Genomic DNA, 13,444 nt, shown 5'->3' with positions numbered 1-13,444 from the left:
GGACATTTGCATAGGGGCCTGCCGGCCGCGGCGGGGCCCTCAACGCTCGCGACGACACCGATCGAAGACCATGCGCCACGCTTCCACGGGCCTGAAGAATCAAGCGCCCTGAACGCAGTCGGGGCCCAAGAAGGGCCCCGATGCTTTGGTCTGTGCGGCGAGAATCCGCCTCAGCGCAGGCCCGTCTCGTTGCGGGCGATGACCAGGCGCTGGATTTCCGAGGTGCCTTCGTAGATCTCGGTGATCTTGGCATCGCGGAAGTAACGCTCCAGCGGCATTTCCTTGGAGTAGCCCATGCCGCCGTGGATCTGCACGGCCTGGTGGGTGATCCACATGGCCGCTTCCGACGCGGTCAGCTTGGCAATCGCCGCCTCGTTGCTGAAGCGCTTGCCCTGGCCCTTCACCCACGCCGCGCGCAGCGTCAGCAGCAACGCTGCATCCAGCTTGCACTTCATGTCGGCGATCTTGGCCTGCGTCATCTGGAACGTGCCGATCGGCGCGCCGAAGGCCTTGCGGTCCTTCACGTACTCGATGGTCGCCTCATACGCCGCACGCGCGATGCCGATGGCCTGCGAGGCGATGCCGATACGGCCGGCATCCAGCACGCCCATCGCAATCTTGAAGCCCTCGCCTTCCTTGCCGACGATGTCTTCTTCCGCCGCCACGTAATCCTGGAACTCGATCTCGCAGGTGGCCGACGCGCGGATGCCCAGCTTCGGCTCCGTCTTGCCGCGATGGAAGCCGGCCTTGTCCGTGTCGATCATGAAGGCCGTGATCCCGCGTGCACCTGCCGTCGGGTCGGTCATCGCGAACAGCACGATGTACTTGGCCACCGGGCCCGAGGTGATCCAGCTCTTCTTGCCGTTGATCACGTACGTACCGTCGGCCTGCTTGACCGCGCGGCAGCGCATGGCGGTGGCGTCCGAGCCGGACTGCGGCTCGGTCAGCGCGAACGCACCAATGGCCTCGCCCTCGGCAATCGCGCGCACGTACTTCTGCTTCTGCGCTTCGCTGCCGTGGGTCAGGATGCCGTTGCAGAACAGCGAATTGTTGACCGACATGATCGTCGAATGCGCGGCGTCACCGGCGGCGACCTCCACCATCGCCAGCACGTACGCAATCGGATCCATGCCGGCGCCGCCGTATTCGGCCGGCACCTCGATGCCCATCAGCCCGTTTTCGCCCAGCAGGCGGATGTTCTCCAGCGGGAACTCGCCGGTACGGTCATGATGCTCGGCGCTCGGCGCGATTTTTTCCTGCGCGATACGCCGCGCGACGTCCTGCAGCATCAGCTGCTCTTCGGTGAAACTGAAATCCACAACACCCTCCCGGGAACATGTCGATATAGGCCGCGCAACGCGCGTCCAGGTGCGGCGATTGTACCGGCGGCCGGCCAATCCCGGCTGACTTGACCGCAGCGCACGCGGGACCGAAAATATCTCTATATCGCGATAGGTAGATATTTATGGATCTCGAGGACTGGTCGGTCCGGCTGAAAGTGTTCGCCGACGCCACCCGCGTACGCCTGCTGGCGCTGCTGGAACAGGAAGAACTGACCGTGGCCGAGCTGTCGGCCATCACCACCCTGGCGCAGCCGCGCGTGTCCACCCACCTGGCCCGGCTCAAGGAAGCCGGCCTGGTCCGGGACCGTCGTGCCGGCGTGTCTGCCTATTATCGCTTCGACGACGCCGCCCTGGACCCGGCGCAGCGCGCCTTGTGGCACGCGCTCAGCACCGGCAGCGACGACCCGCTGCTGCGTCAGGATGCTGAACGCGTGGCCAGCGTGTTGGCCAGCCGTGCCTCCGACCAGAACTGGGCCGACAGCGTGGCCGGCGACATGGAACGCCATTATTCCCCGGGCCGCACCTGGGAGGCGCTGGCGCGGACCGCGCTGCCCCTGCTGGAAACCGGCGATGTGCTGGATATCGCCTCGGGCGACGGCGTGCTCGCCGAACTCGTGGCCCCGCATGCCAAGCGCTACGTCTGCATCGATACCAGCGCCCGCGTGGTGGCCGCCGCCAGCGAACGCCTGCGCCGCCTGGCCAACGTGGAAGTGCGCGAGGGCGACATGCATGCCCTGCCCTTCAAGGACCGCAGCTTCGACCTGGTCGTGCTGATGCACGCCCTCACCTACGCCGCCAAACCCGCCCAGGCCGTGGCCGAAGGCGCGCGCGTGCTGCGCTCCGGCGGCCGCCTGCTGTTGTGCAGCCTGGCCCGCCACGAGCACAAGGCGGCAGTGGATGCCTACGGCCACGTCAACCTGGGCTTCTCGGACAAGGAGCTGCGCAAGTTCGTCGAGAAGGCCGGGCTGGTCGTGTCCAGCCTGGAAACCGTGACCCGCGAGAAGCGTCCGCCGCATTTCGAAGTCATTTCATTGATTGCCAGCAAGCCCTGAGGTTCCTGCCATGTCCCTGCCCTGGTTGCACCCCGATCGTGTCCGCGCCCTGGAAGACGCACTCGCGCAGCGCATCCTGATCATCGACGGTGCGATGGGGACCATGATCCAGCGCCACGGCCTGGAAGAGGACGATTACCGCGGCGAACGCTTCGCCGGCGGCTTCGACACCGCCCACCGCCCCGGCTGCGCGCACGGCGCCGATGCGCCGGCACCGGAGGGGCATGATCTCAAGGGCAACAACGACCTGCTGCTGCTGAGCCGGCCCGAGGTCATCGCCGGCATCCACACCGCCTACCTGGAGGCCGGTGCCGACCTGATCGAGACCAACACCTTCAACGCCACCTCGGTCAGCCAGGCCGACTACCACCTGGAACACCTGGTCTACGAGTTGAACAAGGCCGGCGCCGCCGTGGCGCGCGCGTGCTGTGACGCGGTCGAGGCCACCACGCCCGACAAACCGCGCTTCGTGATCGGCGTGCTGGGCCCCACCAGCCGCACCGCCTCGATCAGCCCGGACGTCAACGACCCGGGCTTCCGCAACACCAGTTTCGACGCGCTGCGCGAGACCTACCGCGAGGCCATCGATGGCCTGATCGATGGCGGCGCCGACACCCTGATGGTCGAGACCATTTTCGACACGCTCAATGCCAAGGCCGCGCTGTTCGCGATCGAAGAGGCATTCGACGACCGCGGGGCGCGACTGCCGATCATGATCTCCGGCACGATCACCGATGCCTCCGGGCGCACCCTGTCGGGGCAGACCGCCGAGGCGTTCTATGCCTCGGTGGCGCACAGCCGGCCGCTCTCGGTAGGCCTGAACTGCGCGCTCGGTGCCAGCGATATGCGCCCGCATGTGGAAACACTGTCGATCGTGGCCGATTGCCGGGTCAGTGCGCACCCCAACGCGGGCCTGCCCAACGCCTTCGGCGAGTACGACGAGACGCCCGAGGAAATGGCCACCACCCTGCGCGAGTTCGCCAGTGCCGGCCTGCTCAATCTGGTCGGCGGATGCTGCGGCACCTCGCCCGCGCACATCCAGGCCATCGCCGAGGCCGTCGCCGACCTGCCGCCGCGCGCCCTGCCCGCGCCGGCGCTGGAGGATGCGGCATGACCGCCTGAGCCACCGTTTCACCCGTTGCCGTTGACCTCCCTCCGCCAGCCCGTGCCCGCCCGCCCATGACGCCTTCCCGCCACACCCGCCTGTCCGGTCTCGAGCCGCTGGTCATCACCCCGGACCTGCTGTTCGTGAACATCGGCGAGCGCACCAACGTCACCGGTAGCGCGCAGTTCCGCAAGCTGGTCAAGGAAGAGCGTTACGAAGAGGCGGTGGAAGTGGCGCGCCAGCAGGTCGCCAGCGGCGCGCAGATCCTCGACGTGAACATGGACGAGGGCCTGATCGACTCCGAGAAGGCGATGACGCGCTATCTCAACCTGATCATGTCCGAGCCGGATATCGCGCGGATTCCGGTGATGGTCGACTCCTCCAAGTGGAGCGTGATCGAAGCCGGCCTGAAGTGCCTGCAGGGCAAGAGTGTGGTCAACTCGATCTCGCTCAAGGAAGGCGAGGCGCAGTTCATCGATCATGCGCGAAAGGTGCTCCGCTACGGCGCGGCGGCGGTGGTGATGGCCTTCGACGAAGACGGCCAGGCCGACACCTGCGCGCGCAAGGTGGAGATCTGCACCCGCGCCTACCGCATCCTGGTGGACCAGGTGGGTTTCCCGCCGCAGGACATCATCTTCGACCCGAACATCTTTGCCGTGGCCACCGGCATCGAGGAACACGACAACTACGCGGCGGACTTCATCGAGGCCACCCGCATCATCAAACGCACGCTGCCGCACTGCCATGTCTCCGGCGGCGTCTCCAACGTGTCGTTCTCGTTCCGCGGCAATGAAACCGTGCGCCAGGCGATCCACTCGGTGTTCCTCTACCACGCCATCGCGGCGGGCATGGACATGGGCATCGTCAACGCCGGCGCGATGCCGATCTACGACGACCTGGACCCGGAGCTGCGCGAGCGCGTGGAGGATGTGATCCTCAACCGGCGCCGCGACGGCACCGAGCGGCTGCTGGAGGCCGCCGAGCGGTACAAGGGCAAGAAAGGCGAGATCAAGGGCGAGGACCTGGCCTGGCGCGAGAAGCCGATCGACGCGCGGCTGGCGCATGCGCTGGTGCACGGACTGGATGCCTGGGTGGAGGCAGATACCGAAGAAGCCCGCATCCGCTCCAGCCGCCCGCTGGACGTGATCGAAGGGCCGCTGATGGATGGCATGAACGTGGTCGGCGACCTGTTCGGCGCCGGCAAGATGTTCCTGCCACAGGTGGTGAAGTCCGCGCGCGTGATGAAGAAGGCGGTGGCCTACCTGCTGCCCTTCATCGAGGCCGAGAAGCTGCGCAGCGGCGACACCGCCAAAAGCAACGGCAAGATCATCATGGCCACGGTCAAGGGCGACGTGCATGACATCGGCAAGAACATCGTCGGCGTGGTCCTGGCCTGCAACAACTTCGAGGTGATCGACCTGGGCGTGATGGTGCCGGCGCAGAAGATCCTGGACGCGGCGCGTGCGGAAAACGCCGACATCATCGGCCTGTCCGGGCTGATCACACCGTCGCTGGAAGAGATGAGCCACGTGGCCCGCGAGATGGAACGGCAGGGCTTCACCCTGCCGCTGATGATCGGCGGCGCCACCACCTCGCGCGCGCACACTGCGCTGAAGATCGACCCGCACTACAAGGCCCCCACGGTATGGGTGAAAGACGCCTCGCGCGCGGTCGGCGTGGCGCAGTCGCTGATCTCCACCGAACTGCGTGCGGCTTTCGTGGCCGCCAACGAGGCCGACTACGCCGACATCCGCCTGCGCCACCGCAACCGGGGCGACGCCAAGCGCCTGGTCACGCTGGCCAAGGCGCGCGCGCAGCGTTTCGACGGCGACTGGGCCAACTACCAGCCCCCCACCCCGCGCAAGCCGGGCCTGCACGTGCTGGACGATTACCCGCTGGCCGACCTGGTCGAGGTGATCGACTGGACGCCCTTCTTCCAGGCATGGGAGCTGGCCGGCAAGTACCCGGCCATCCTCACCGACGAGATCGTCGGTACCCAGGCTACCGAGCTGTACCGCGATGCCCGCGCGATGCTGGACCGCATCGTCGCCGAGCGCTGGCTGACCGCCAAGGCCGTGTTCGGGCTGTGGCCGGCCAACAGCGTCGGTGACGACGTGCACCTGACCACCGACGCGGGTCCGGCCGTGCTGCACTTCCTGCGCCAGCAGGTGGACAAGCCGGTGGAGCGCCCGGACTTCTGCCTGGCCGACTTCATTGCGCCTGCCGACAGCGGCAGGCAGGACTGGATCGGCGGCTTCGCGGTGACGGCCGGCATCGGCATCGACTCGCACGTGGCGCGCTTCGAAGCCGACCATGACGACTACAACGCGATCCTGCTCAAGGCGCTGGCCGACCGCTTGGCCGAGGCGCTCGCCGAGCGTCTGCACCAGCACGTGCGCACCGACTACTGGGGCTACCAGCCCGACGAGACGCTGGACAACGAATCCCTCATTGCCGAGAAATACAGCGGCATCCGCCCCGCCCCGGGCTATCCGGCCTGCCCCGAGCACAGCGAGAAGTCCACACTGTTCCGGCTGCTCGATGCCGAGCGCAACGCGGACATGCAGCTGACCGAAAGTTTCGCGATGCTGCCGACGGCGGCGGTGTCGGGCTATTACTTCAGCCACCCGCAGAGCCAGTACTTCGTGGTCGGCCGGGTAACGCGCGAACAGGTCAGCGACTATGCCAAGCGCAAGGGCGTGGACCGTGTGCAGGCCGAGCGCTGGCTGGCCTCCAATCTCGACTACGATCCGGAATGACCGCCACGGCAGCCAGGGCGGTTGGGTCCGCTGTAGAGCCGACGGTTGGGTGGACGGTAGAGCCGACGGTAGAGCCGACTGTAGAGCCGACTGTTAGTCGGCTGGCATCCGAAGCAGCCGTCTAACAGACGGCTCTACCGCCTCCGAAGCAGCCGTCTAACAGACGGCTCTACCGCATCCGAAGCAGCCGTCTAACAGACGGCTCTACCGCCTCTGAAGCAGCCGTCCAACAGACGGCTCTACCGCGTCCGAAGCAGCCGTCTAACAGACGGCTCTACCCCGCGGGCCAGCTGTGGACGACGCGACGGATTACCAGACCAGGTCGTCAGGCACCTGGTAGGCCGGATCCGCATAGGGATCGTCTTCGGCCGGCGCATTCGGGTCCACGCGCAGTGCCACCGACGGGGCGAAGATCGCCTCGGCTTCGTCCAGCACCGCGGCGGTCACCAGCATGTAGCGGCCGTTCTGCTGCAGCACGCCCAGTTCGCCGGCGTTGAGTGCCTTGAGCTGGTCGGCGGTCACGTAGATGCGCTTGATCTTGCCGCCATAGTTGAAGTGGCGTGCAATCTCCGCGCCGGCGTCGTTCAACGACTTGCCTTCCAGCAGCACGTCGAGCTTTGCCTTGGCCTCGCGGCGCAGGCGCGCCTCTTCCTGCTTCAGGCGCTCCGCTTCAATGCGGTCGTCCTTTTCCTTCTGCGCGCGGATCGCGTAGGCCTTGGCCAGGTCGATATCCTCGCGCGAACGCGGCTTGCCCTGGCCGGGGTTCTGGCCCTGGCCGGGGCGTGCGGCGCCGCCCGGGCGCCCTTTGCCCGGCGGTCCACGGCGGGCATCGCCATCACGCGCGGGGCGTTGCCCGTCACGCGGCGGACGCGCGCCTTCGGCCTTGGCCGGCGGACGGGCGCCGTGCGGCTTGTTCGGGGGCCGGCCGTCGCGGCGGGCGTCGGGGGTGCGTTCGGGCTTGGGCGCGGACTTGAAGCCCAGGCCCAGCAGCTGGTCGCGGAGGGTATCGCTCATGGCGTCAGATCGATCAGTAGTGCGGGGGCGGCGGTTCTTCGCCCGAATCGGAATACAGCGCGTTGCGGACCTTGCCCAGGTCCTCCAGCAGCAGGCGGGTCAGGTCCGCGTTGCGGGTGCCCTCGATGCGGGCATCGGCGAGGGCTTCGCTCAGCTCGGCCAGTGCCTGTTCCTGGAAGGACACGCGCATTTCCAGTTCGATCAGGCGCGCTTCCAGCGCCTGCTCACGCGCGGAGGGAGTGGTCTCATGCATGCAGCGAACGTCCCCGGCCAATGCCGTAATAGGCCAGGCCCGCGGCTTCGATCTCCTGCGGGTCATACAGATTGCGGCCGTCGAAGACCACCGCGTCTTTCAATGTTTCGCGCAGGCGGACGAAGTCCGGGCTGCGGAACTGCTTCCATTCGGTGACCACGACCAGCGCATCGGCGCCGTCCAGCGCGTCGTAGGCACTGTCGCAGAACACCAGGTCATCGCGCTCGCCGAAGATGCGGCGGGCCTCGTCGGTGGCTTCCGGGTCGTAGGCGCGCACGCGCGCGCCGCCTTCCCACAGCTGCGCCAGCAGGCGCCGGCTCGACGCCTCGCGCATGTCGTCGGTATTGGGCTTGAAGGCCAGGCCCCACACCGCAAAGGTGCGGCCACGCACGCCCTCGTCTTCGCCACGGTCGTAGTGGCGCTGGATCAGCTGGAACAGGTGACCCTTCTGCGCATCGTTGACCGCCTCCACCGCATTGAGCAGCTTGGGCTCATGCCCGTACTGCTGCGCGGTGCGCGCCAGCGCCTGCACATCTTTCGGGAAACACGAACCGCCGTAGCCCGCACCGGGATAGATGAAGTGCCAACCGATGCGCGGGTCCGAGCCGATGCCCTGGCGAACCTGCTCGATGTCGGCACCGACCTTCTCGGCGATGTTGGCGATTTCGTTCATGAACGAAATCTTGGTCGCCAGCATGGCGTTGGCGGCGTACTTGGTCAGTTCCGCCGAGCGCACGTCCATCTCCACCACGCGGTCGTGGTTGCGGTTGAACGGGGCGTACAGGCGACGCATCAGCGCGATCGAATCGGGGCTGGACGCACCGATCACGATGCGGTCGGGCCGCATGCAGTCGGCCACCGCGTCGCCTTCCTTGAGGAATTCGGGGTTGGAGACCACGTCGAACGCGATGTCCAGGCCACGCGCGGCCAGTACCTCGGCAATGGCGGCGCGGACCTTGTCGGCCGTGCCTACCGGCACGGTCGACTTGTTGACCACCACGGTCGGCACGGTCATGTGCTGGCCGATGGTGCGGGCCACGGCCAGCACGTACTGCAGGTCGGCGCTGCCGTCCTCGTCCGGTGGCGTGCCCACGGCGATGAAGATCACCTGGCCATGCGTGACCGCCGATGCGGCGTCGCTGGTGAAGGCCAGCCGCAACGCGGCATGGTTGGCCTTGACCATCGGCTCCAGGCCCGGCTCGTAGATCGGGATGACGCCACGGTTGAGGCCGTCGACCTTGGCCTGGTCGATATCGACGCAGACCACCTGGTGGCCAACATCGGCCAGGCAGGTACCCGTGACCAGACCGACATAGCCGGTACCGAAAATCGCAACACGCATGTCCGTGGTGACTCCAGTTCCGATTACGGAAGGACGTTCAGCAGTTCAACGTCGAAGGTCAGCGTCGCGTTCGGACCGATCGGGCCGCCCTGCGTACCCTGTTCGCCGTAGGCCAGCTCGCCCGGGATCCAGAAACGGTACTTGGAACCGACCGGCATCAGCGAGACGCCCTCGGTCCAGCCCTTGATCACCTGGTCCAGGCCGAACTCGACCGGCTGGCCGCGCTGGTAGCTGCTGTCGAAGACGGTGCCGTCAAGCAGCTTGCCTTCATAGTTCACGCGCACCTTGCTGGTCGGCATCGGGCGTTCGCCCGAACCCGGACGCAGCACCTGGTACTGCAGGCCCGACGCGGTGGTGACCACGCCCGGCACGGTCTTGTTCTTGGCCATGAAGGCGTTGCCTTCGGTGCGGTTGGTGCCGGCCTGTGCGGCGGCCTTGGCCTGCTGCTCGGCCTGCTTGGCGGCCATGAAGCCCTCCAGCGTGGCCTTGGCCTGCTCGGCCGTCATCTTCGGCGTGCCCTTGTTGAACGTGGTGTTGACCGCGTCGAACAGCGCATCCAGGTCCACATCGTCCTTCAGCGGTGCCAGCGACGGGCCCACCGCATAGCTGCCCAGCATCAGGCCGACCTTTTCACGGTCCACCTTCGGTGCCGGGGTGCCCGGTGCCACGCCCGGAACCGGCTGGCCGCTCTTGGCCGCCATGGCCATGCGCAGCGCCTGGTCGGTCTTCTGTGCTTCGTCCTGGCTGATCAGCGGCTGCTTGCCGTCGAAGGCATTGGTCACGCCGCGACGCAGGGCCGCCAGGTCGATCTCGCTGGAGATCGGGGCGAACGAGTTGGCCACATCGATGCCGATGGCGTAGCCGAGCTTTTCACGCTGGGAGGTCAAAACGGAGGTCTCCTTGGCAGCCGCACCTGCGGCCGGTTGTTGCGACATCGCGGTACCGGTGGCACCCATCGCCAGAATCAGAACCGACGCCGCGGCGCCGCGCATTCCCATCTTCATTCGCTGCTTTCCTGGAAGTGACTGGACGCCGACGTCGGCGCGAAACGAGCATTGTCGCACGCACGTGCGAGATGTCGAGGATGTCAGCGCGTTGCGGGCGTGACAGACAGCTCGCGTTCGATGGCCGCGACCAGCGCCGGATCATCGGGGGTGATCTTGCTGGGGAACTGCGCCACCACCCGACCGTCGCGCGCCAGCAGGTATTTATGGAAGTTCCAGCCCGGCTGCACGCCCGTGGCGGCGGCGAGGCGCTGATACAGCGGCGTCGCTTCCGGCCCGGTCACCTGCACCTTCTGGAACATGGGGAACTTGACGCCATAGGTCAGCGTGCAGAATTCCTGGATCTGCGCCTCGCTGCCCGGCTCCTGGCCCTTGAAGTCATTGGACGGGAAGCCCAGCACCGAAAAACCGCGCGCCGCATACTTCTTCTGCAGCGCTTCCAGGCCTTCGTACTGCGGGGTGAACCCGCATTTGCTGGCGGTATTGACCACCAGCAGCACCTTGCCGCCGTACTGCTTCTGCAGGTTGACGTCAGTTTTTCCCGCCAGCGGCCGGTAGTTCAGGTCCAACAGGCCAGCGGCCTGGGCCGCGCCACTGCCCAGCAGCCCGACCAGCAGCAGACCGCTGCCCCAACGACGGGCGCGCGCCCGCGCAGCATGGAACGGGGACGGCACGCGGTGGGTCTGGGGCATCACGGAACTCCGGATCGGGGGCTGGAAACCCTGCGTTGCAGGGGCAGGCGGACTATATCACCGGGGGTTTTGGCGGAGTGTCTGCGTGCCGGCACGCGCTGCCGATTGCCCTGTCTGGTGGGCATTTCGCTGCAGTTGACGCACATGGCCGTCACCGCGCTGAATGCACACGGACCGGCTTCAACCGCCCGTTCGGATGGTAATTTCATGGAAATCAAGCACTTGAACATTGCGCACCGTCCTTGTCATGCCCCTGCCATCAGTTGGGTGATGTCGGGTATTGCACTTGGGCGTGCCGGTGTTATAGTTGCATACAACACCAGTCACCTGATGCAGGGGAAGCCCATGAACCGCATGCGCCACCACTCCGCCAAAGCCCTGACAGCCGCGTCCGCGCTGCTGTTGCTGGGCTGGTTCAGCATCCCCGCCGGTGACCGTGGCAGTGCTGCCGCCACCGGTGCGTTTGAAGGCCCGCAGGACGCAGGCGTCATCGAGGCAGGGACCGCCGACGGCGCCCCCACGCCCCCCCGCCGGCTGCACAGCTCCCTGTCCATGCCTTACTTCTCATTCGCACAGTCGCTGAACCCACGGAGCTGACCATGAGCGATATTCAATGGAGCGATGGTGCTCCGATCTACCGTCAGCTGAAAGAACGCGTGATTGCCATGATGCTTGACGGCATCATCAAGCCCGGCGACGCGCTGCCTTCGGTTCGACAGGTGGCCGCCGAGTACCAGCTCAACCCCATCACCGTTTCGCGCGCCTACCAGGAGCTGGCCGATGAAGGCCTGGTCGAGAAGCGCCGCGGCCTGGGCATGTTCATGACCGAAGAAGCGGCCACGCAGCTGCGCAGCAGCGAGCGCGACCGCTTCCTCAATGAAGAATGGCCGCTGGTCCTGGAGCGCATCCAGCGCCTGGGCCTGCATCTCGACGAATTGCTGCCCCAGGGGAAATCCTCATGAATGCCGTTGCAAGTGATGTCGTCATCTCCGCCCGAGGCCTGCGCAAGGCCTACAAGCAGACCCTCGCGCTGGACAACACCAGCTTCACCATCGCCCCGGGCCGCATCACCGGCCTGATCGGCCCCAACGGCGCCGGCAAGACCACGCTGCTCAAGGCGCTGCTGGGCCTGACCGCCGTGGAAGGCGAGCTGAGCGTACTGGGGCTGGACCCGAGCGTGCAGCGCAACGCACTGATGAATGAGGTGTGCTTCATCGCCGACGTGGCCGTGCTGCCGCGCTGGATGAAGGTGCGCGACGCGATCGACTTCGTTGCCGGGGTCCACCCGCGCTTCGACCGCGCCCGCTGCGAGCGCTTCCTGGCCAGCACCAAGCTGCAGCCCAAGCAGCGCGTGCGCGAACTGTCCAAGGGCATGATCGTGCAGCTGCACCTGGCACTGGTGATGGCCATCGACGCCAAGGTGCTGGTGCTGGACGAGCCCACCCTGGGCCTGGACATCCTGTACCGCAAGGAGTTCTACCAGCGCCTGCTGGAAGACTACTTCGACGAGCAGAAGACGATCATCGTGACCACCCACCAGGTGGAAGAGATCGAGCACATCCTCACCGACGTGATGTTCATCCGCGATGGCCGCATCGTGCTCACCACCGACATGGAAGACGTCGGCGAGCGCTACACCGAAGTACTGGTGTCGGCCGAGACGCTGGAGGCGGCACGCGCGCTCAAGCCGATCGACGAACGTTCCCTGCCCTTCGGCAAGACCGTGCTGCTGTACGACGGGGTGCCGCGCGCCCAGCTCACACCGCTTGGCGAACTCCGCAGCCCGGGGCTGGCGGATCTGTTCGTGGCCATCATGAAGGGAACCTACGCATGAACACCGTCAACCACCCCATCAGCAAGGCCAGCACCTTCAAGTGGCTGCTGAAGCGCGAATACTGGGAAAACCGCGGCGGTTTCCTGTGGGCGCCACTGATCGCCGGCGGCATCTCGCTGGTGATGAGCCTGATCGGCATTATGATCGGCCTGTGGGGCCTGCGCCGTGCGGCTGAAAGCGGCAACCTGCATATCGACAATACCAACGTCAACGTCAACGGCCTGGACCTCAAGGTGCTGACCGAGCAGCTGGATGCCAACAGCCTGGCCGACCTGGGCAACACCCTGGATGCCACGCTGGTACTCAGCTCGCTGTGGCCGTTCGTGGTGCTGGCCTTCGTGGTGTTCTTCTACTGCCTGGGCGCGCTGTATGACGACCGCCGCGACCGCAGCATCCTGTTCTGGAAGTCGCTGCCGCTGTCGGACACCCAGACCGTGCTGTCCAAGGCGTTGAGCGCACTGCTGGTGGCGCCGGTGATCGCGGTGATCGCCTCGGTGCTGACCATGTTCGGCTTCATGCTGATCCTGTCCATCGTTGCACTGGCGCACGGCGGCAACCCGATGACCCTGATCTGGGGCCCGGCCAGCCCGCTGACCTTCGTGGTCAGCCACCTGTCCTGGCTGCCGGTCTACCTGCTGTGGGCGCTGCCGACGGTGGGCTGGCTGCTGATGTGGTCGGCCTGGGCCAAGTCCAAGCCGTTCCTGTGGGCGGTGATGCTGCCGCTGTTTGCGGGCATCATCGTCAGCAGCACCCATGTCATGAAGCTGTTCGACATGACCAGCGGCTGGTTCTGGCAGCACATCGTGGGCCGCCTGCTGCTGGGCACGCTGCCGGGCAGCGACCTGTTCTACCGCACCGAACAGCTGCAGGCGGTGATGCGCGACAGCGACAACGTGGCCGCGGCACTGTCGCCGTCCAGCCAGCTGGCTGCGCTGCAGATGCCCGAGCTGTGGATCGGTGCGGCTGCCGGCGTGGTGTTCATCATCGTCGCCATCCGCCTGCGCCGCCGCGCCGGCGAAATCTGATCCCGATCCCTTTCGAGGAAC

The 13,444-nt window shown here is 66.5% G+C and carries 13 protein-coding genes; 7 read left to right on the top strand and 6 right to left on the bottom strand.

Annotated features, from left to right (window positions below; translation table 11 throughout):
- Positions 1 to 170: 170 nt before the first annotated feature.
- Positions 171 to 1,319, bottom strand: a complete 1,149-nt coding sequence (locus RT456_RS10770; RefSeq protein WP_313346266.1) for an acyl-CoA dehydrogenase family protein — start codon at positions 1,317 to 1,319, stop codon at positions 171 to 173.
- A 146-nt stretch (positions 1,320 to 1,465) separates the two neighbouring features.
- Here RT456_RS10770 and RT456_RS10765 point away from each other — a divergent pair, with 146 nt between their 5' ends.
- The 3 genes from RT456_RS10765 (at position 1,466) to metH (ending at position 6,259) form a co-directional block, all read left to right on the top strand.
- On the top strand, positions 1,466 to 2,395 hold the full coding sequence (locus RT456_RS10765) for a metalloregulator ArsR/SmtB family transcription factor (RefSeq protein ID WP_313346264.1): 930 nt from the start codon (positions 1,466 to 1,468) through the stop codon (positions 2,393 to 2,395).
- 10 nt (positions 2,396 to 2,405) lie between these two features.
- Positions 2,406 to 3,509 carry a homocysteine S-methyltransferase family protein gene (locus tag RT456_RS10760; RefSeq protein ID WP_313346262.1) on the top strand — a complete coding sequence of 368 codons (1,104 nt, stop codon included), beginning with the start codon at positions 2,406 to 2,408 and terminating at the stop codon, positions 3,507 to 3,509.
- A 65-nt stretch (positions 3,510 to 3,574) separates the two neighbouring features.
- Positions 3,575 to 6,259, top strand: coding sequence for a methionine synthase (metH, locus tag RT456_RS10755; RefSeq protein WP_345785089.1), 2,685 nt, complete (start codon positions 3,575 to 3,577; stop codon positions 6,257 to 6,259).
- Positions 6,260 to 6,568: 309 nt separating this feature from the next.
- Here metH and RT456_RS10750 read toward each other — a convergent pair whose 3' ends face one another.
- From RT456_RS10750 to RT456_RS10730, 5 genes are all read right to left on the bottom strand, one after another.
- Complete coding sequence (locus tag RT456_RS10750; RefSeq protein ID WP_313346260.1) at positions 6,569 to 7,273, bottom strand: DUF2058 family protein; 705 nt, start codon at positions 7,271 to 7,273, stop codon at positions 6,569 to 6,571.
- Positions 7,274 to 7,286: 13 nt separating this feature from the next.
- Complete coding sequence (locus RT456_RS10745) at positions 7,287 to 7,526, bottom strand: SlyX family protein (RefSeq protein WP_313346258.1); 240 nt, start codon at positions 7,524 to 7,526, stop codon at positions 7,287 to 7,289.
- Positions 7,519 to 8,868 (bottom strand): UDP-glucose/GDP-mannose dehydrogenase family protein, encoded by a 1,350-nt coding sequence (locus tag RT456_RS10740; protein WP_313346256.1) that lies wholly within the window; start codon positions 8,866 to 8,868, stop codon positions 7,519 to 7,521. Before RT456_RS10740 ends, RT456_RS10745 begins: the two co-directional genes overlap by 8 nt.
- 23 nt (positions 8,869 to 8,891) lie before the next feature.
- Entirely contained in the window at positions 8,892 to 9,872 is a 981-nt protein-coding gene (locus RT456_RS10735) for an FKBP-type peptidyl-prolyl cis-trans isomerase (protein WP_313346253.1), read from the bottom strand.
- 83 nt (positions 9,873 to 9,955) lie between these two features.
- On the bottom strand, positions 9,956 to 10,564 hold the full coding sequence (locus RT456_RS10730; RefSeq protein ID WP_313346250.1) for a glutathione peroxidase: 609 nt from the start codon (positions 10,562 to 10,564) through the stop codon (positions 9,956 to 9,958).
- A 117-nt stretch (positions 10,565 to 10,681) separates the two neighbouring features.
- Here RT456_RS10730 and RT456_RS10725 point away from each other — a divergent pair, with 117 nt between their 5' ends.
- The 4 genes from RT456_RS10725 to RT456_RS10710 are packed head-to-tail and all read left to right on the top strand — an operon-like array spanning position 10,682 to position 13,423.
- Positions 10,682 to 11,161: a hypothetical protein gene (locus RT456_RS10725; protein ID WP_313346248.1), complete on the top strand. Its 480-nt coding sequence runs from the start codon at positions 10,682 to 10,684 to the stop codon at positions 11,159 to 11,161.
- Positions 11,162 to 11,163: 2 nt separating this feature from the next.
- Positions 11,164 to 11,526, top strand: coding sequence for a GntR family transcriptional regulator (locus tag RT456_RS10720; protein ID WP_313346245.1), 363 nt, complete (start codon positions 11,164 to 11,166; stop codon positions 11,524 to 11,526).
- Positions 11,523 to 12,398, top strand: a complete 876-nt coding sequence (locus tag RT456_RS10715; RefSeq protein WP_313346242.1) for an ABC transporter ATP-binding protein — start codon at positions 11,523 to 11,525, stop codon at positions 12,396 to 12,398. Before RT456_RS10720 ends, RT456_RS10715 begins: the two co-directional genes overlap by 4 nt.
- Complete coding sequence (locus RT456_RS10710; protein WP_313346239.1) at positions 12,395 to 13,423, top strand: ABC-2 transporter permease; 1,029 nt, start codon at positions 12,395 to 12,397, stop codon at positions 13,421 to 13,423. Before RT456_RS10715 ends, RT456_RS10710 begins: the two co-directional genes overlap by 4 nt.
- Positions 13,424 to 13,444: the final 21 nt, after the last annotated feature.

The organism is Stenotrophomonas sp. (assembly GCF_032099025.1).
Lineage (GTDB): Bacteria > Pseudomonadota > Gammaproteobacteria > Xanthomonadales > Xanthomonadaceae > Stenotrophomonas.
Note: the sequence above shows the minus strand (reverse complement) of the source record. Positions and strands in the feature narration are given on the sequence as shown.

Coding starts and splice junctions, on each gene's coding strand:
- RT456_RS10720 (WP_313346245.1), top strand. CDS start 11,164: ATGAGCGATATTCAATGGAGCGATGGTGCTCCGATCTACCGTCAGCTG.
- RT456_RS10710 (WP_313346239.1), top strand. CDS start 12,395: ATGAACACCGTCAACCACCCCATCAGCAAGGCCAGCACCTTCAAGTGG.
- RT456_RS10750 (WP_313346260.1), bottom strand. CDS start 7,273: ATGAGCGATACCCTCCGCGACCAGCTGCTGGGCCTGGGCTTCAAGTCC.
- RT456_RS10735 (WP_313346253.1), bottom strand. CDS start 9,872: ATGAAGATGGGAATGCGCGGCGCCGCGGCGTCGGTTCTGATTCTGGCG.
- RT456_RS10760 (WP_313346262.1), top strand. CDS start 2,406: ATGTCCCTGCCCTGGTTGCACCCCGATCGTGTCCGCGCCCTGGAAGAC.
- metH (WP_345785089.1), top strand. CDS start 3,575: ATGACGCCTTCCCGCCACACCCGCCTGTCCGGTCTCGAGCCGCTGGTC.
- RT456_RS10740 (WP_313346256.1), bottom strand. CDS start 8,868: ATGCGTGTTGCGATTTTCGGTACCGGCTATGTCGGTCTGGTCACGGGT.
- RT456_RS10730 (WP_313346250.1), bottom strand. CDS start 10,564: ATGCCCCAGACCCACCGCGTGCCGTCCCCGTTCCATGCTGCGCGGGCG.
- RT456_RS10745 (WP_313346258.1), bottom strand. CDS start 7,526: ATGCATGAGACCACTCCCTCCGCGCGTGAGCAGGCGCTGGAAGCGCGC.
- RT456_RS10765 (WP_313346264.1), top strand. CDS start 1,466: ATGGATCTCGAGGACTGGTCGGTCCGGCTGAAAGTGTTCGCCGACGCC.
- RT456_RS10715 (WP_313346242.1), top strand. CDS start 11,523: ATGAATGCCGTTGCAAGTGATGTCGTCATCTCCGCCCGAGGCCTGCGC.